At 64.9% G+C, this 16,721-nt stretch carries 16 protein-coding genes; 8 read left to right on the top strand and 8 right to left on the bottom strand.

Features of this window, described 5'->3' with window-relative positions:
* Positions 1-134 precede the first annotated feature (134 nt).
* The 3 genes from fecA to IFT44_RS09130 form a co-directional block, all read right to left on the bottom strand.
* Positions 135-2,495, bottom strand: a complete 2,361-nt coding sequence (gene fecA / locus IFT44_RS09140; protein WP_192175791.1) for a TonB-dependent Fe(3+) dicitrate receptor FecA — start codon at positions 2,493-2,495, stop codon at positions 135-137.
* A 109-nt stretch (positions 2,496-2,604) separates the two neighbouring features.
* Entirely contained in the window at positions 2,605-3,558 is a 954-nt protein-coding gene (locus IFT44_RS09135; RefSeq protein WP_192175790.1) for a FecR domain-containing protein, read from the bottom strand.
* Positions 3,555-4,058, bottom strand: a complete 504-nt coding sequence (locus IFT44_RS09130; protein ID WP_446730945.1) for a sigma-70 family RNA polymerase sigma factor — start codon at positions 4,056-4,058, stop codon at positions 3,555-3,557. Before IFT44_RS09130 ends, IFT44_RS09135 begins: the two co-directional genes overlap by 4 nt.
* 212 nt (positions 4,059-4,270) lie before the next feature.
* Between IFT44_RS09130 and IFT44_RS09125 the strand changes: the two genes are divergently transcribed.
* From IFT44_RS09125 to IFT44_RS09115, 3 genes are read left to right on the top strand one after another with little or no spacing between them, the layout of a single operon-like run.
* Positions 4,271-4,576: a DUF3649 domain-containing protein gene (locus tag IFT44_RS09125; protein ID WP_192175789.1), complete on the top strand. Its 306-nt coding sequence runs from the start codon at positions 4,271-4,273 to the stop codon at positions 4,574-4,576.
* Positions 4,573-6,153, top strand: a complete 1,581-nt coding sequence (locus IFT44_RS09120; RefSeq protein ID WP_192175788.1) for a PepSY domain-containing protein — start codon at positions 4,573-4,575, stop codon at positions 6,151-6,153. Before IFT44_RS09125 ends, IFT44_RS09120 begins: the two co-directional genes overlap by 4 nt.
* On the top strand, positions 6,153-6,479 hold the full coding sequence (locus IFT44_RS09115) for a DUF3325 domain-containing protein (protein ID WP_192137749.1): 327 nt from the start codon (positions 6,153-6,155) through the stop codon (positions 6,477-6,479). The genes IFT44_RS09120 and IFT44_RS09115 overlap by 1 nt, the downstream gene beginning before the upstream one ends.
* Before the next feature lie 24 nt (positions 6,480-6,503).
* On the opposite strand, the gene IFT44_RS09110 is transcribed toward IFT44_RS09115, so the two are convergent.
* Positions 6,504-7,376 carry a helix-turn-helix domain-containing protein gene (locus IFT44_RS09110; RefSeq protein ID WP_192058629.1) on the bottom strand — a complete coding sequence of 291 codons (873 nt, stop codon included), beginning with the start codon at positions 7,374-7,376 and terminating at the stop codon, positions 6,504-6,506.
* Between the two features lie 134 nt (positions 7,377-7,510).
* Between IFT44_RS09110 and IFT44_RS09105 the strand changes: the two genes are divergently transcribed.
* Positions 7,511-8,461 (top strand): DMT family transporter, encoded by a 951-nt coding sequence (locus IFT44_RS09105; protein WP_192058631.1) that lies wholly within the window; start codon positions 7,511-7,513, stop codon positions 8,459-8,461.
* On the opposite strand, the gene IFT44_RS09100 is transcribed toward IFT44_RS09105, so the two are convergent.
* Together IFT44_RS09100 and IFT44_RS09095 are read right to left on the bottom strand one after the other, a co-directional pair.
* Entirely contained in the window at positions 8,451-9,425 is a 975-nt protein-coding gene (locus IFT44_RS09100) for a 2-hydroxyacid dehydrogenase (RefSeq protein WP_122475140.1), read from the bottom strand. The two genes, IFT44_RS09105 and IFT44_RS09100, sit on opposite strands and share 11 nt — an antisense overlap.
* 69 nt (positions 9,426-9,494) lie before the next feature.
* Positions 9,495-10,442, bottom strand: coding sequence for a LysR family transcriptional regulator (locus IFT44_RS09095; RefSeq protein ID WP_122475138.1), 948 nt, complete (start codon positions 10,440-10,442; stop codon positions 9,495-9,497).
* Between the two features lie 179 nt (positions 10,443-10,621).
* Between IFT44_RS09095 and IFT44_RS09090 the strand changes: the two genes are divergently transcribed.
* Genes IFT44_RS09090 through IFT44_RS09075 form a run of 4 tightly spaced genes read left to right on the top strand, consistent with a single transcriptional unit; the run spans position 10,622 to position 15,348 of the window.
* A complete protein-coding gene (locus IFT44_RS09090) occupies positions 10,622-12,124 on the top strand; it encodes an efflux transporter outer membrane subunit (RefSeq protein ID WP_192175787.1) in 1,503 nt (500 codons plus the stop codon).
* Positions 12,121-14,286 carry an FUSC family protein gene (locus IFT44_RS09085; RefSeq protein ID WP_192175786.1) on the top strand — a complete coding sequence of 722 codons (2,166 nt, stop codon included), beginning with the start codon at positions 12,121-12,123 and terminating at the stop codon, positions 14,284-14,286. The genes IFT44_RS09090 and IFT44_RS09085 overlap by 4 nt, the downstream gene beginning before the upstream one ends.
* A complete protein-coding gene (locus tag IFT44_RS09080; RefSeq protein WP_122475134.1) occupies positions 14,276-14,476 on the top strand; it encodes a DUF1656 domain-containing protein in 201 nt (66 codons plus the stop codon). Before IFT44_RS09085 ends, IFT44_RS09080 begins: the two co-directional genes overlap by 11 nt.
* Positions 14,477-14,487: 11 nt before the next feature.
* Entirely contained in the window at positions 14,488-15,348 is an 861-nt protein-coding gene (locus tag IFT44_RS09075) for an efflux RND transporter periplasmic adaptor subunit (protein ID WP_192175785.1), read from the top strand.
* 31 nt (positions 15,349-15,379) lie between these two features.
* Here IFT44_RS09075 and IFT44_RS09070 read toward each other — a convergent pair whose 3' ends face one another.
* On the bottom strand, positions 15,380-15,844 hold the full coding sequence (locus tag IFT44_RS09070) for a multidrug transporter (protein WP_122475130.1): 465 nt from the start codon (positions 15,842-15,844) through the stop codon (positions 15,380-15,382).
* A 78-nt stretch (positions 15,845-15,922) separates the two neighbouring features.
* Positions 15,923-16,702, bottom strand: coding sequence for a peroxide stress protein YaaA (yaaA, locus tag IFT44_RS09065; RefSeq protein WP_192102606.1), 780 nt, complete (start codon positions 16,700-16,702; stop codon positions 15,923-15,925).
* Positions 16,703-16,721: the final 19 nt, after the last annotated feature.

The following is a 16,721-nucleotide window of genomic DNA, read 5'->3' as shown; positions in this document are numbered from 1 at the left end:
CGAAGATAAATATTCAGTAACTTTTTCGAACTTTTTCTGAAATAAGTGCGAAACCCGAAACTCTGCGGGGTGCAATCCTGGCCTCCGACCCGCTGCCACAGGGGTTCAACGGCAGCAGGCGCACGCTGCCGGCGTCAGAAGGCGACGGAGGTTTGCACGTAGACGGTGCGCGGCTCACCCACGTACTTGCCCTTGTTGTTGTCGTCGAAGGAACGGGTGTAATACTGGTGATTGAAAATGTTCTTCACGCCCACCGCGACGTTCAAGTCGGACAATTGCGGGCCGAAGTCGTAGCCGGCGCGGCTGCTGAAGAGCATGTAGCCTGGGATGCGCCCGGTGCTGCCATCGGCGCTTTCGGCCTGGGTGTTGGCGTTGTCGGCGAACTGGCTGCTCTGGTAGCTGCTGTCCAGGTCGAGCTTCCACGGGCCCTGGGTGTACCCAACGCCCAGGGTGCCCTTGTGGCGTGACGAGAATGGCACGCGGTTGCCCTTGTTCGGGCCGTCTTCGCGGATGGTGGCATCGACGAACGCGTAGCTGGCGTGAACGTCGAAACCGGCCAGGGCCGGGCTCAAACCGTCCAGTGCGTAGTTGATGCTGGTCTCGATACCCTGATGGCGAGTCTCGCCGCGAGCGATCACCGTGTCGTTGGTCTGGTTGCTGTCGTACTGGTTGTCGAAGTTGATCAGGAACGCACCGATTTCCGCGCGCAGATTGCCGTTGTCGTAACGCGTCCCCAGCTCCCAGGTCCGGGCCTTTTCCGGCTTCACTTCGCCGCCGGTCACACGGTTGGGCATCTGGCTGTACTGCACACTGCCGAACGACCCTTCGGTGTTGGCGTACAGGTTCCAGTTTTCGTTGACGTGATAGAGCACGTTCAGGGCCGGCAAGGCGGTGGTGTAGTCGCCCTGGTATTTGACGTTGGTGAGGTTGTTGGTCTGCTGCGAGTCGATCATCTCGTAGCGGATGCCGGGCGTGAACGTCCAGCGGCCGATATCGATGCGGTCGTCGACATAGAAGGCGTGGGCCTGGGTGCCGCCGCGGGTATCCCGGTCGTTGCGGCTGTCGGTGCTGGGCAACTGCTGGTTGGCGCTGATCGGCGTGCGGTAGCGCAGCTCATGGCCCGCCTCGCTGATGTAGCGGTAGCCCACGCTCATTTCGTGCTGTGTCTGGCCCAGATCGAAGCCTTGGGAGAAGCGCGTCTCTACACCGCGTACCCAGTACTCGCGGGGCGACAGTGAGAGAAAGTTGCCCTGGTCCAGGTAGCCGCTGCGCAGGGTCTTGGTGAAGAAGGTGTTGGCGGTGAATTCGCGGCGATCTTCCTGGTAGCGGTAGCCGAAGTTGACCATGGTGCGGCGCCCCCAGAACTTGTCGTAGCGGCGGGTCGACTGATAGGGGTCGGCCTTGTAGTCGGCTGCGCTGAGGCCACCGGGCATGTCGGCCTCGCCTTCGTAGTACTGCGCCTGGGCATTGAGGCTGTTGGCTTCGTCGATCTGGTATTTGCCCTTGAGAATCAGGTCGTCGATCTGGGTATCGCTGTGCTCGCGCCAGTCGCCGCCGCGCACGCCGGAGTAGAGCAGGGCGCCGCCCAGGCCGTTGTCGGCAGTACCGCCCGCCAGCAGGTTGCCGGTGGTCTTGAAGCCGTCCTGGCTCGACGAAGGGCTGGCCTGGGTCTGCAAGCCGCCCTTGATGGTAGGTGCATCGGGAATCGCGCGGGTCACGAAGTTGACGATGCCGCCGACGTTCTGCGGGCCGTAGCGCACCGCGCCGCCGCCGCGCACCACGTCCACGGCGTCCATGTTGCCCATGCTGACCGGGGCGAACGACAACTGCGGCTGGCCATAGGGCGCGAACGGCACCGGGATGCCGTCCATCAGCACTGTGGAGCGGGTCGCCAAGCGTGGGTTGAGCCCACGGATGCCGAAGTTCATCGCCATGTCATGGCTGCCCGTGCCGTTGTTCTGTGGTGCATTGACACCCGGAATGCGGTTGAGGACATCGCGCGCGCTGGTGGCGCCAGTGCGTTCGAAGTCTTCGCGGCGCACCACGTCCCGGGCACCGGCGTGCTCGAACACGTTGGTCTGTTCGGCGGCGCCGAGCCAGTCGCCCACGACACTGGACGCACCCAGTTCGACCGTAGCACCGGCGCTGCCAGGCTGGGCCACAGGTGTGGCCTCCAGGCTGTAGGCGCCATCGCCCAACGGCTGCGCGTGCAAGCCGGTACCTTCAAGCAGTACGGCCAGTGCCTGTTCGACGCTGTAGCTGCCTTGCAGGCCACGGCTGGGTTGGTCTGCCAGGGTCGTCGAGCCGAATGAAATCAGTACACCTGCCTCGCGGCCGAACTGATTGACCGCGCTTTCGACCGACGCGGGCGCGATGTGGTACTCGCGGGTAGAGCCCTCGGCGGCCAGGGCGTGCGGCAGTTGAGCCACGCTCACGGCAGTGCCGAGCAACAGACAGCGCAGGGCGCGGGCGAGTGGGGTGGGCAGGTTGGACATTCGGCGTTTCCAGGCAGGATGTAGTGGGAGTTACCCTGTCTGTCACGCGAGCAAGGCAAAACGGCTCACCGACGGTGTAAATAAATGCTCGCCGCCAAACCTGGCATGGCTAGACCCGGGATTGCACCGTGACCCAATAGCGGGTGAAGCGCCGGACTTTCACTGGCAGCGCCGCCTCCAGTGAATCGAGAATTTTCTCGGTATCGCCCAGGGGGAAACTGCCGGAGAGCAACAGATTGGCAGCGCGGGCGTCGCAGTCCAGCTGGCCGCGGCGATAACGGCCTACCTCGGCCAGGAAGTCGCCCAGGCGCATGCGCGCGGCGATCAGCATGCCGTCGACCCAGGCGCCACTGTTGGCGTCCAGTGGTCGCGCCGGATTGAAGCGCTGGCGTTCGAACTCGAGCTGCTGGCCTTCGGCCAGGCGCCGTGGCTCATCGTGCAGCCCGGCGGCCTCGAGGGTGACGGCGCCTTGCAGTGCCTGCACCTGGGTGCTGCCCGGCAGTTGGCGAACATTGACCTGCCCCCGGCCAGCGGTGATCAGCCCTTGGTCGGTGCCGATGAGCAGGGGCCGCGCATCGGCACCCGCCGTGAGCATGATCTCGCCTTCGAGCAAGTGGATCAGGCGCCGACCCGCATCGAAGCGCACGTCCACGGCGCTGGTGGTGTTGAGGTGGATCCGGCTGCCGTCGTCCAGTTGCAATTGGCGGCGCTGGCCCAGCGGGCTGCGGTAGTCGGCCACCAGCGGCGGCAGCCAGTGCTGTTGTCGCAGGGCCAGGGTGGTTGCACCGGCCATTCCCAACAGCAACAGCGCCTTGAGGGCGCGTCGGCGGCCGGGCGAGTGGGGTGCGCCCACGGTAGCCTGCGCCAGGGAAGCGGGCAGGCCGGCGAACTGCTGATTGACCTTCTGGATGTGATCCCAGGCGCGACGGTGCTCGCCGTCGGCGTGCAGCCAGCGCTGCCATGCCTGCTGCTGGCGCGGATCGAGCGGGCCTTGTTGCAGTTCAAGCAGCCACTGCACGGCCTGTTCGGCCACGTGCGGAGAAAAACTGCGGGCTTCGTTCACAGCGCGAAGTAGCAGCGCAGGGCTGCCTTGTGCAGATGGCGCTTTACCGTAGCCAGGGATATACCGAGTTCACTGGCGATTTCGCGGTAGCCCAGGCCATCGACCTGTGCCATCAGGAACGCACGCTTGACCGTGACCGGCAGACCTTCGAGTAGCGCGTCCAGCTCGAGCAGGGTCTGCAGGATGATCGCCCGGTGTTCTTCGCAGGGTGCAAGGGGCTCGGGCATCTGGCTCAAGGCCTCCAGATACGCGCGCTCCAGATCCTGGCGACGGTAGTGATTGAACAGCACGCGCTTGGCCACTGTGGTGAGAAACGCCCGCGGTTCACGGATGGGCGTGACCTCGCGCGCGGTCAACAGGCGCATGAAGGTGTCCTGGGCGAGGTCGGCAGCGTTGTCCGGGCAGCCCAGACGGCTGCGCAGCCACTCGGTCAGCCAGCGGCGATGGACGAGGTAGAGGCCCTCGACCGAATGCGAGGCAGGGGAAGTCACAGAGCTCACCGCGAACACTCCGGCGCCATGGGGTGCGCAGCAGAATAAGAATTGTTCGTATCTTACGGGTGAGCCGCCGTTTGGGCAAGGTCGACAGCCGTCCCAGCGTCGGCAAAAAGTGTTGCAGCACAAGATAAACGTCAACGATCTTTGCGCATGAGAATATTTATCATTATTATCAGCACGATTCGGTGCCGCGTTCGTACGTTTGAAGGTCTTTCATGAGAAGCAGAATCGGCGGGGTACCTGCCTCGTATCGTTGGGCGGTGGCCTCCCGCATCGTCGCGGCCGTGTTTGGCGGCTACGTGCTGGCGGCACTTGCAAGCGTATGCATCGCCTGGCTGCTGCCCATGGCACGCGGCGAGGCCGTGGTCAGCGCCATGATGCTGTCGTTCCTTGTGTATCTGGTGGCCGTGCTCTGGTGTTTCGCCTCGCACAGCGCCGGCCGAGCCTGGCTGGGCCTGGCCATACCAGGCCTGATACTGGCCGCGATAACGGGTCTTCTGCACTGGCAGCACCTGCCGTGAGAGAAGGCTTCCGCCAGGCGATGGCGTGGTTGCATACCTGGGCGGGGCTGGTGTTCGGCTGGTTGCTGTTCGCCATCTTCCTCACCGGAACACTGTCCTATTTCAAGGACGAGATCAGCCATTGGGCGCAGCCCGAAGTGCCGGTGCGCGTGCTCGACGCTCGGGCCAGCCTGACGCAGGCGCAGGCCTACCTGCAGGCCAATGCCGGGCAATCGTCACGCTGGTTCATCAGCCTGCCGGACGCGCGCGAGCCAGCGCTTTCGGTCATGTGGCAGGACCCGAACAAAAGCGGGCGCGGCAGCTTCACCCGGCAGACCCTGGACCCGCAGACCGGGCAGCGAATCGAGGCGCGCGACAGCCGCGGCGGCGACTTCTTCTATCGCTTCCACTACCAGCTGCAAATGGGCTACCCCTGGGGCCGCTGGCTGAGTAGCCTGGCGGCGATGGTCATGCTGGTGACGCTGGTCACCGGCATCATCACCCACAAGAAGATCTTCAAAGAGTTCTTCACCTTCCGCCCCGGCAAGGGCGTGCGTTCCTGGCTCGATGGACACAACGCGATCGGCGTGCTGGTGCTGCCTTTTCACCTGATGATCACCTACAGCAGCCTGGTGATTTTCATGACCATGCTCATGCCGGCGAGCATCAACAGCCGCTACGATGGCGATACCCAGGCGTTCTTCAGCGAGATCTATCCGGGCAACCAGCGTTTGGTCGCCGCCGGGCAGCCTGCGCCGCTGGTGAATCTGGGAGGGCTGTACGACCGTGCGCTGCAGCAATGGCCCGGAGGCAGCATCGGCCGGGTGTCGGTGCAGATGCCGGGCGATGCCAACGCTCAGGTGCAGTTCAGCCGCCATGACGGCGATAGCGTGAGTCGCGACCTGGGCGCAGCCATCACCTTCGCCGGTACTACGGGCGCGGTGCTCGAGCAGCCGCGCGAAAGCTCCACGCCAATAGCCATCGCAGGCACGTTCTATGGGTTGCACATGGGGCTGTTCGCCGGGCCCGTGCTGCGCTGGCTGTATTTCTTCTGCGGCCTGGGCAGTACCTTGCTGATCGGTACGGGCCTGGTCATGTGGCTGGGCAAACGTCAGCTCAAGCATGCCCGCAGCGGTGTGCGGCCCTTCGAGCTGCGTCTGGTGGAAGTGTTGAACGTGGCCGGCATGGCCGGGCTGGTGCTGGCGGTGGCAGGCTTCATGTGGGCCAACCGGCTGCTGCCGGCGACCTATCCGGAGCGTGCCGGCATCGAGGTCGACAGCTTCTTCGTGGTTTGGCTATTGAGCATCGTGCATGCCGCTGTGCGCAGTGGCAGCAAGGCCTGGATCGAGCAATTGGGTCTGGCGGCGATTGCCCTGGCGAGTGTGCCGTTACTGAGCCTGCTCACCACCAACCATGGCCTGCCGGCGTCCATCGCCGCCGGCGACTGGGTATTGGCAGGCGTCGATCTCAGCGCCCTGGGCTGCGGCCTGGTGCTGGCGTGGGTGGTCATGAAGATACGTCGCCGCGCTGTGCTGGCGGCATTGCCGGTGGCGCGGACGGTGCGTGCGCGTCCTACCATGCCTGGCGAGGTGCACTGATGTTGGCTGCAGGTTTGCTCAGTTATGCCGGCTTCAGTGCCCTGTGCCTGGCCATGGAACGTCATCATCAGGAAATGCTCGGGCATCGACCCAGTCCTTCGCGCAAGGTGCAATTGCGCATGGCAGGCTGGGCTTTGCTGGCCTTGTCGCTGTGGGTCTCGGTGCTCAGCGCTGGCTGGGCCATGGGGCTGGTGCGCTGGACCGCAGTGTTGATGGGCAGCGCGGTATTCCTGGTGTGGCTGTTGCCGTACCGGCCACGCTGGGCCCTGGCATTGGCCGCAGCCGGCCTGCTGCTGGGGCCATTGGCGGCAGTGGCACACTGGTAGCGCGAGCTGCTCGCCAGTCTGCCGTCAGGTGCAAGCCAGGCGATATTCGCCTGGGGATACCGCACTTGCCTGGCGAAACCGATTGCTGAAGTGACTGGCGCTGGCGAAGCCGCATGCCAGCCCCACCTCGCCCAAGGGCAGGTGCGTCTGGCGCAACAGCGAGCGGGCGCGGGCGATCCGTCGAGCCAGCACGTATTGATGCGGCGGCAAGCCAAAGCTGGTGCGAAACATCCGTGCGAAGTGGTACTCCGACAAGCTGCACAAGGCTGCCAGCTGGCCGAGGCTCAGAGGTTCGGCCAACTGCGACTCGATGAAGTCGCGAAGCAGGCGCCGCTGATGAGGTGCAAGCCCGCCTTTGAGCCGAAGCTGCGGACGCGCGACTGCTTGGCTGAGCAGAGCGTGGGCGAGCATCTCGTGGGCCAGGCTGCTGGTGAGTACGCGCTCCCCCGGTTCGTTCCAGTTCAACGTGATCAGACGAGCGAAGCGTCGTGCCTGTGCCGGGTCTTCGAGGAAGGTATTCTCGCGCAACTGCATTTCGCGGGGCTCACGGTCCAGAAGCGTCACGCAGCCCAGCGCAAACTGCTCTGCGCTGAAATAGAGATGGGCCAGGCGGATATCACCGTTGATCACCCACGCCGACTCATGCCCGGCCGGCAGGATGCACTGCTTGCCGGGCGCGCCTTTCTCCCAAGGGCGATCGCGGCGAAAGGTGCCCGTGCCGCCGCCGATGTAGCACGACAAAGTGTGATGGGTCGGCGCCTGATACTCCTGGGCATCGTGGTGATTGCTCCACAACGCCGCCACCATCGAGTCGCCCAGTTCGGCGCTGTGCTCGAGGCGCGCGTGGCGCGAGTTGTGCAGCGCCTGAAACACTTGCAGGTCCAGCAAAGCAGTCATGGTCGATACCTCCGTGGCCATGGTACTGCGTCGCGGGAAAGCTGCCAGTGCAGCGGCAGAAAAAGCGCAAGTTTGTGCAAGCCGGGATCGGCCGCTGCTCGGACAATGGGCCCCTGACCCCGGAGGGCCTTGTCATGAACCTATCGTTGTATCTGCTGACCGTACTGATCTGGGGAACGACCTGGATCGCCCTCAAGCTGCAACTGGGCGTGGTCGAGATTCCCGTGTCCATCGTCTACCGCTTCGGCCTCGCCGCGCTGGTGCTGTTCGTGATCCTGCTGGCCACCCGGCGACTGCAGGGCATGGGTCGGCGTGGTCACTTCATCTGCCTGGCCCAGGGGCTGTGCCTGTTCTGCGTGAATTTCATGTGTTTTCTCACCGCCAGCCAGTGGCTGCCGACCGGGCTGATCGCGGTGGTGTTCTCCACGGCGACCTTGTGGAATGCACTCAACGCGCGGATCTTTCTGGGGCAACGGATCACCGCCAGCGTGATCGGTGCAGGTGGTCTTGGCCTGCTTGGCCTGGGCCTGCTGTTCTGGCCGGAGCTGGCCGGCCATGATGCCAGCCCGCAGACCCTGCTCGGCCTGGGCCTGGCGCTGCTGGGCACCTTGTGTTTCTCGGCGGGCAACATGCTCTCCAGCGTGCAGCAGAAAGCCGGGTTGAGGCCGCTGACCACCAATGCCTGGGGCATGCTGTACGGAGCGCTGCTGCTGGGCGGCTATTGCCTGCTGCGCGGCACGCCGTTCACCATCGACTGGAGCATGCGCTACGTCGGCTCGCTGCTGTACCTGGTGATACCCGGCTCGGTGATCGGCTTTACCGCCTACCTGACCCTGGTGGGTCGCATGGGTCCCGAGCGCGCCGCTTACTGCACGGTGCTGTTCCCGGTGGTGGCGTTGAACGTCTCGGCCTATGCCGAAGGGTACCAATGGACCGCACCGGCCCTGGGCGGGCTGGTACTGGTGATGCTTGGCAACGTGCTGGTGTTTCGCAAGGGCGCCAGGCCGGCGACGCCCCCGTCGACTGGGTCGCTGGGGGCGCAGCCGGTGCCGGGCGGCGCGGCGCTGGTTCGCCCTAGCCCTTGAACGCCTGCGGGTTGACCAGATCCTGAGGGCGTTTGCCGAGCAGCGCCGCCGTCAGGTTGTCGATGGCGCGATAAGCCATGGCATCACGGGTCTGCGCCGTGGCCGAGCCGATGTGCGGCAGCGTCACGACGTTGCCCAGCTGGAACAATGGCGATTCGGCCAGCGGTTCCTTCTCGTAGACATCCAGGCCGGCGCCGCGCAAGGTGCCGTCGCGCAGCGCCTGCACCAGCGCCGCTTCATCGACCACCGGCCCGCGCGAGATATTCACCAGAATGGCGCTCTTCTTCATTTGCGCCAGCTCGGCGGTGCCGATCATGTGCCGCGTCTTGTCGCTGAGCGGCACCACCAGGCAGACGAAATCCGCCTCCGCCAGTAGTTGCTCGAGGCTGCGAAACTGCGCACCCAGTTCCTGCTCCAGTTCAGGCTTGCGGCTGTTGCCGCTGTACAGGATGGGCATGTCAAAGCCCAGCCGTCCGCGGCGTGCCACTGCCGCGCCGATATTGCCCAGGCCGACGATGCCCAGCGTCTTGCCGTACACATCGGTGCCGAACTGGTCGGGGCCGACGCTGGCTTTCCAGTTGCCGGCCTTGGTCCAGGCGTCCAGTTCGGCCACGCGCCGGGCGCTGCTCATGATCAGGGCGAAGGCCAGGTCGGCGGTGCTTTGGGTCAGTACGTCAGGGGTGTTGGTGAGCATGATGCCGCGCTCGTCGAAATAGCTGACGTCGTAGTTGTCGTAGCCCACCGACACGCTGGAAACCACCTCCAGGTTGGCGGCGTCGGCCAGTTGCTTGCGGCCCAATGGCCGGCCGGCGCCGATCAGGCCGTGGGCCTTGGGCAGCGCCTCGTTGAACTGCGCGGCGATGTCACCCGCCTTCGGGTTGGGCACGATGACGTCGAAATGCGCTTCGAGCCGCTCGACCATGGCAGGGGTGATACGGCTGAACGCGAGGACGGTTTTTTTCATTGGGCGTGTGCTCGTCGGGAGGTAATGAGAGCACGCTAACATTCCCGCTCGAGCAGAAACAATCCCGGCTCAGTTGGCGATCTGCAGGTCGAAGGTCTGCAGGTCGGCGTCGTGCGCCGCCAGAATGTCGGGCAGCGAACCGCGCAGGTATTCCACCCAGGTCTTGATCTTCGCATCCAGGTACTGACGGGACGGATAGATGGCGTACAGGTTCAACTCCTGCAGGCGGTATTCGGGCAGCATGCGTACCAGCGTGCCGTTGCGCAGGCCATCGATGGCCGCGTAGATAGGCAGCACGCCCACGCCCATGCCACTGCTGATGGCGGTCTTCATCGCATCGGCGGAATTGACCTGGAACGGTGCGTTGCTGATGTTGACCATTTCCTGACCATCGGGGCCCTGAAACAGCCATTTTTCCAGTTGCACCACCGGGCTGACCAGGCGCAGGCAGGCATGGTCGCGCAGATCGCCGGGCGTGCGCGCCGAGCCATGAGCCTTCACGTATTCGGGGGAGGCGCAGACGATGCTGTAGGTGATGCCCAGGCGTTGCGAGACGAAGCCCGAATCGGGCAGCTCGCTGGCCAGGACGATGGACACGTCATAGCCTTCGTCGAGCAGGTCCGGGACCCGGTTGGCCAGGGTCAGGTCGAAGGTCACGTCCGGATGGGTACGCCGGTAGCGCGCGATGGCGTCGATCACGAAGTGCTGGCCGATGCCGGTCATGGTGTGCACCTTCAACTGCCCCGAAGGCCGCGCGTGGGCGTCGCTGGCCTCGGCCTCGGCTTCCGCCACATAGGTGAGGATCTGCTCGCAGCGCACCAGGTAGCGTTTGCCGGCCTCGGTCAGGGCAATGCGTCGGGTCGTGCGGTTGAGCAGCCGCGTCTGCAGGTGTGCTTCGAGGTTGGACACCGCGCGCGAGACGTTGGCGGTGGTAGTGTCCAGTTGCGCGGCGGCGGCGGTGAAACTGCCGGCTTCGGCCACACAGGTGAACGCACGCATGTTTTGCAAGGTGTCCATGATTCGGTCTCTGGTTCGACGGACAAATTGTCGCATGAAGCAACAATTATACAGAAGGATTATCGCCGGTTCGGTAACAAAGATTCGCAGGAATTCCAGCTTATCGCCGCTGTGCACCCGCTCTAGAATGCCGGCCCAGACCCCTCCGCACGCCTACCCCCTTTCCGGAAATCGCCGCAGTGCCGCGCCGCCTCATCGACGAGTTGAAAACCCTCAGTATCTGGATCTTGACCCTGGCCTTGACCGGCTGTATCGGCACTGCCGGCATCGCTCCTGAGGGCGAAGCCTTGTCGGCCGATGCGCTGGCCACCGACGCTGCCATTCAAACCGCCGTCCAGGATGCTCGCTGGCCTGAGGGCCAATGGTGGCAAGCGTATGGCGACAAGCAGCTCGATGCCTGGGTGAGCCTGGCCTTGCTCGGCAGCCCGAGCATGGCCATGGCGGCCGCCCGCGTGCGCGAGGCCAAGGCCATGGCGGGGCTGGCGGAGTCCGCCGAATCCCTGCACATCGAGGCCAGCGCTCATTTGCATCGCCACGCCTGGCCTGCCGACCCCTTCTATGGTCCCGGCGACCTGTCGCGCCAGACCACGTGGGACAATGACGCCGGTCTGGGCTTCACCTATGCGCTGGACCTGTGGGGCCGTGAGCGCAATGCCAGCGAGCGCGCCGTCGACCTTGCACACATGAGCGTCGCTCAGGCGCGGCAGGCTCGGCTGGAGCTTGCGAGCAACGTGGTGCAGGCGTACATCCAGCTCTCATTGCACTATGCCCAGCGCGACATCGCGCACAGCACCCTGACCCAGCAAGAGCAGATCCTGGCGCTGGCGCAGCGGCGTCTGCGCGGCGGCATCGGCACCCATCTGGAAGTCAGCCAGGCCGAGACTCTGCTGCCGGAAACCCATCGGCAGATCGACGCCCTGGATGAGCAGATTTCCCTCGCACAGAACCAACTGGCCGCACTGGCGGGCAAAGGGCCGGGGCAGGGCAGCCAACTCACGCGTCCTAGCTTGTCTCTGCAAGCGCCGCTTGGGTTGCCTTCGGTGCTGCCCGCACAACTGCTGGGGCAGCGCCCGGATGTGGTCGCCAGCCGCTGGGCCGTGGCGGCGAACGCGCGGGGTATCGAAGTGGCCCATGCCGGCTTCTATCCCAACGTCGATCTGGTCGGCAGCCTGAGTTACCTGGCTACCGGCGGCGGCATGCTGGAGTTCCTCGCCGGGCGGAAGCTGAGCTACAACGCCGGCCCCGCGTTGAGCCTGCCGATCTTCGATGGCGGTCGGCTGCGTGCGCAGTTGGCCGATGCATCGGCCGGCTACGACCTGGCCGTGGCACGCTACAACCAGACGTTGGTGGAGGCGCTCAAGCAGATCTCCGACCAGCTGATTCGCCGCGCCTCCATGGCCAAGCAACAGGCCTTCGCCGAGCAATCGGTGGCGTCGGCGCGCAAGAGCTACGACATCGCCCTGATCGCCTACCAGCGCGGTCTGACCGGCTACCTGGAAGTGCTCGATGCGCAGACTTTGCTGTTGCGCCAGCAGCAGGTCGAGCAACAGGTGCAGGCTGCGCGGCTGGCGGTGCATGCGCAGTTGGTCACGGCCCTGGGCGGTGGTCTGGGGGCGGGCAGCGATACCCCTGCCGCGCAGCGTCTGCAGGTTCCCAAGCCACTGGTGGTGATCGGTAGATGACCACTTGGCTGGGCAGCCTGCCCTGGCGCCGGGGTTTCTTCGACTGGGCACGCAGCGATGGCGTCACCTGGATCTACATCTTCAAGGTGCTGCTGGCCGCATTCACCACGCTGTGGCTGGCCATGCGCCTGGAGCTGCCGCAACCGCGTACGGCGATGATCACCGTGTTCATCGTCATGCAGTTGCAAAGCGGCCACGTCTTCGCGAAAAGTTTCTATCGTCTGCTGGGCACGCTGGCGGGATCGGCGGTGACGGTGGTGTTGATCGCCTTGTTCGCGCAGAACACCGAGCTGTTCCTGTGCGGCCTGGCGCTGTGGGTCGGCCTCTGCTCGACCGGTGCCATGCGCTGCCGCAACTTCCGCGCCTACGGCTTTGTCTTGGCTGGCTACACCGCGGCCATGGTCGGTCTGCCGGCCCTGGCCCATCCGGACGGTGCCTTCATGGCGGCGGTCTGGCGCGTGCTGGAGATTGCCCTGGGCATTCTCGTCGCGACGGCGGTCAGCGCGGCCATTCTGCCGCAGTCGGCCTCCGCTTCGATGCGCAACGCCTTGTATCAGCGCTTTGGCGTGTTCGCCCGGTTCGCCGCCGATGGCCTGCGCGGTGGCAGCGCACGGGAACAGTTCGAAGCCGACAACGTGCGCTTCATCGCCGAAGCGGTGGGCCTGGAAAGCCTGCGCAGTGTGACGGCCTTCGAAGACCCGCACATGCGCCGACGCAATGGTCGGGTCAGCCGACTGAACAGTGAATTCATGGCGGTGACGACCCGCTTCAATGCGCTGCACCAATCACTCGAGCGTATCCGCGCGCGCGGTCATCGCCAGGTGGTAACCGCCATCGAACCGGCCTTGCAGGCATTGACGCACGTGCTGGACGACTTCGCCGGCCAGGCCTTGACCGATGCCGATGCCGCACGTTTGGCCCGGCGCATGGTGCAGTACAAGGACGCGCTGCCAGCACAGGTGCGCAGCTTGCGTGACAGCTTCGAGCAGAGTGGTCCGGAAGATGACGACCTGCTGGACTTTCACACCGCTTCGGAGTTGCTCTATCGCTTCGTCGAAGAACTGCACGGCTATGCCCAGACGCATGCCTCGCTGGCCGAGCATCGGCATGCCCGCGAGCGCTGGGACGAGCCGTACCGTGCGCAGACCAACTGGCTGGCCAGCGCCGCCGCCGGTATTCGCGGCGCGCTGGTGTTGCTGCTGCTGGGCGGCTATTGGATAGCGACGGCCTGGCCCAGCGGCGCGACCATGACCCTGGTAGCTGCAGCCACCGTAGGCCTGTCGGCGGCGTCACCGAACCCGCGGCGGATGTCGTTCCAGATGGCCTGCGGCACCTTGCTGGGGGCGCTGGTCGGCTTCTATACGACCTTTTTCGTGCTGCCGTGGATCGACGGCTTCGCGCTACTGTGCCTGACCCTCGCGCCGGTGCTGACGCTGGGCGCCTTCCTTGCCTCTCGACCTCGCTTCGTTGGCTATGGACTGGGCCTGCTGATCTTCTTTTCCATGGGCTCGGTGCCCGGCAACCTCACCCAGTACGATCCGTATGCGTTCATCAACGACTACATTGGCATGGTCCTGGGGATGCTGTTCTGCGCTGCCGCTGGCGCGGTCATCCTGCCGCCCAACAGTCGCTGGATGTGGCAGCGCCTGGAGCAGGACCTGCGCGCCCTGGTGGTGTTCGCCATCAGCGGCAAGCCGCGCGGCCTGGGCTCGGCCTTCGAGAGCCGCACCCGCGACCTGCTGCATCAGGCCTATGGCCTGGCGGCCGGGCAGCCACAGGTGCAGCGCAACCTGCTGCGCTGGATGTTCGTGGTGATGGAGGTGGGGCACGCCATCATCGAGCTGCGCCGCGAGCAGGAGCGCTTGCCGGTGCACCCGGCCTATGCCCCGTGGCAGCCGTGGCGCCAGTCGATCCGGGTGCTGGGGCGTGCGCTGATTCGCCTGTTCATCCAGCCCCAGGCGGGCAACCTCCAGCGCGCGTTGGCGGCCGTGGAGCAGGCCATTCACCTGGTCAGGAACACCGACGAGCCCTTCGCCCGACATTTCGATACCTCGGCGCTGCGCCGGGTGCAGAGTTACCTGCACTTCATTCGCAGTTCGTTGCTGGACCCGCAATCACCCCTTGCCGAACTGGCCGCGCCTGGAGCCGAGCATGCCCCGTGAGATCGCCTTCCATGGTCTGTACATGCCGACCATGACCCTGTTGTTCGTGCTCGCCGCCGGGTTGGCCTGGGCCTTCGACCGGCTGTTCGCCAGCCTCGATGTGTACCGATTCTTCTGGCACCCGGCGCTGTTGCGCCTGAGCCTGTTCGTCTGTCTGTTCGGCGCCATGGCGCTGACTGTCTACCGGTGAGAACCTGCGCAATGAAAAAGTTTTTCAGCCTGTTGGCGACCCTGCTGGTGCTGGCACTGGCGATCTTCATCGGTCGCCAGTTGTGGGTGCACTACATGCAAACACCCTGGACCCGCGACGGACGCGTGCGTGCGGACATCATCAACGTCGCCGCCGATGTGTCGGGCTACGTCACGGCGGTGCCGGTGCGCGACAACCAGCGTGTGCGCAAGGGCGACGTGCTGCTGCAGATCGATCCGGCGCACTACCGCCTGGCAGTCAAGCAGGCGCAGGCGCTGGTGGCGTCGCGCAAGGCCGCCTGGGACATGCGCAAGGTCAATGCCAGCCGTCGTGCCGATCTCGATGAACTGGTGATCTCCAGGGAAAGTCGCGAGGACGCCAGCAACGTCGCCGCCTCGGCGCTGGCCGACTATCAACAGGCCGAGGCGCGCCTCGAGGCCGCGCAGCTGGACCTGGACCGCACCCGTGTGCTGGCCACGGTGGATGGCTACGTCACCAACCTCAACGTGCATGTCGGTGACTACGCGCGGGTGGGCGAGGCCAAGCTGGCCGTGGTCGATGAACATTCGTTCTGGGTCTACGGCTATTTCGAAGAAACCAAGCTGCCCCATGTGCATGTCGGCGACGCGGCGCAGTTGCAGATGATGAGCGGCGAGACCCTCAAGGGCCATGTGGACAGCATCTCGCGCGGCATCTATGACCGCGACAACCCGCAGAGCCGCGAGCTGACCGCCGACGTCAATCCGACCTTCAACTGGGTTCGCCTGGCGCAGCGAGTGCCGGTGCGCATCCAGCTGGACGAGGTGCCCGAAGGCATGCTGCTGGCAGCTGGCACGACCTGCACGGTGATCGTCACGCCCGCACTGCCGTGACCACTGCGCAAGCGTTCGCCATTACCGGTGCTTATTGGGAAAAACTGCCCTGCAAGCGTTCGGCGCGAAATTCCAGGGTCTGCGGGCGATAGCCGGGGCGCAGTGGCGGCAGCGGCAGGCAGTCCTGCCAGTCGGCACCGGCCTGCAGTTCACCAGGGCCGCGGTAGCGAGGTGCGGTGTAGAGGTTTTCGGCCAGGTTGGCGGTCTGGCCGGGGGCGTAGGCAGCTATCTGCCACTGCAGTTCCTGCATCGGTACGTTGTTGCCGTTGTTCAGGTTCAGGCGCAGCGGACGGTCGCCCGGACAGCCCTGCGGATCGTAGGTGATGCGCATCTCCAAGCGTGCCAGGCGGTGGGCTTCGCGGGTGTCGCTCCAGATCACCCACAGCGAGAGCAACGCCAGGCTGAACAGGGCAGCACCGGAGATCGGCAGCGCCTTGGACGGGTAGCGGACCAGCAAGACGATCCAGGTGATGACCAGAAAGATGCCGATTAACATGACTGCCAGCCTTGGTTGGGAAGAGAGGGGTATCGTACAGAACGTTGGCGTGTCAGTGGCAGGCGCACCCACGCCAGGTCAATCATCCGGGTGATCGCGCAGAAACACCAGGTGGTCGGGCCGTGACTGCTCGGCGCTGTAGCGATAGCCCTGGCGGTCGAAGCCCTTGAGCTGCAGGGGGTCGTGGAGTTTTTCGTCGATCACGAAACGCGCCATCATGCCGCGGGCTTTCTTGGCATAGAAGCTGATGATCTTGTACTGGCCATTCTTCAGGTCCTTGAAGTCGGCAGTGATCAGGCGCGCCTGCAAAGCCTTGCGCTTGACCGCCGAGAAATACTCGTTCGACGCCAGGTTGAACAGCACGTCGTCGCCTTGTTCGGCCAGGGCCTGGTTGAGCCATTGGCTGATGCGCTCGCCCCAGAACGCGTAGAGGTCCTTGCCGCGCGCGTTGACCAGCTTTGTGCCCATCTCCAGTCGGTACGGTTGCATCAGGTCCAGTGGCCGCAGCAGACCATAGAGGCCCGACAGCATGCGCAGATGTTTCTGCGCGTAGTCGAAACCCGCTTTGTCCAAGGTGGTCGCGTCCAGTCCGGTGTAGACGTCGCCCTTGAAGGCGAGCAACGCCTGCTTGGCGTTGGCTGGCGTGAAGTCGGGTGTCCAGCTGCCGAAGCGTGCCGCGTTGAGGCCGGCCAGCTTGTCGGAGAGATGCATGAGCTCGGCGATCTGCGCGGGGCTGAGCTCGCGCAGTTGTTCGATCAGCACCTGGGAATGGTCGAGAAATTCAGGCTGGGTGTGGCGCTGGATGACCGGCGGGGTATCGAAGTCGAGGGTCTTGGCGGGGGATATCACCATCAGCATGCAGAGGTTCTCCTGTGAG

Origin of the sequence: Pseudomonas sp. CFBP 13710 (assembly GCF_014842235.1) — a bacterium.
GTDB lineage: Bacteria > Pseudomonadota > Gammaproteobacteria > Pseudomonadales > Pseudomonadaceae > Aquipseudomonas > Aquipseudomonas baltica.
The sequence above is the reverse complement of the archived record's forward strand: the minus strand, read 5'-3'. Positions and strand labels throughout refer to the sequence as shown.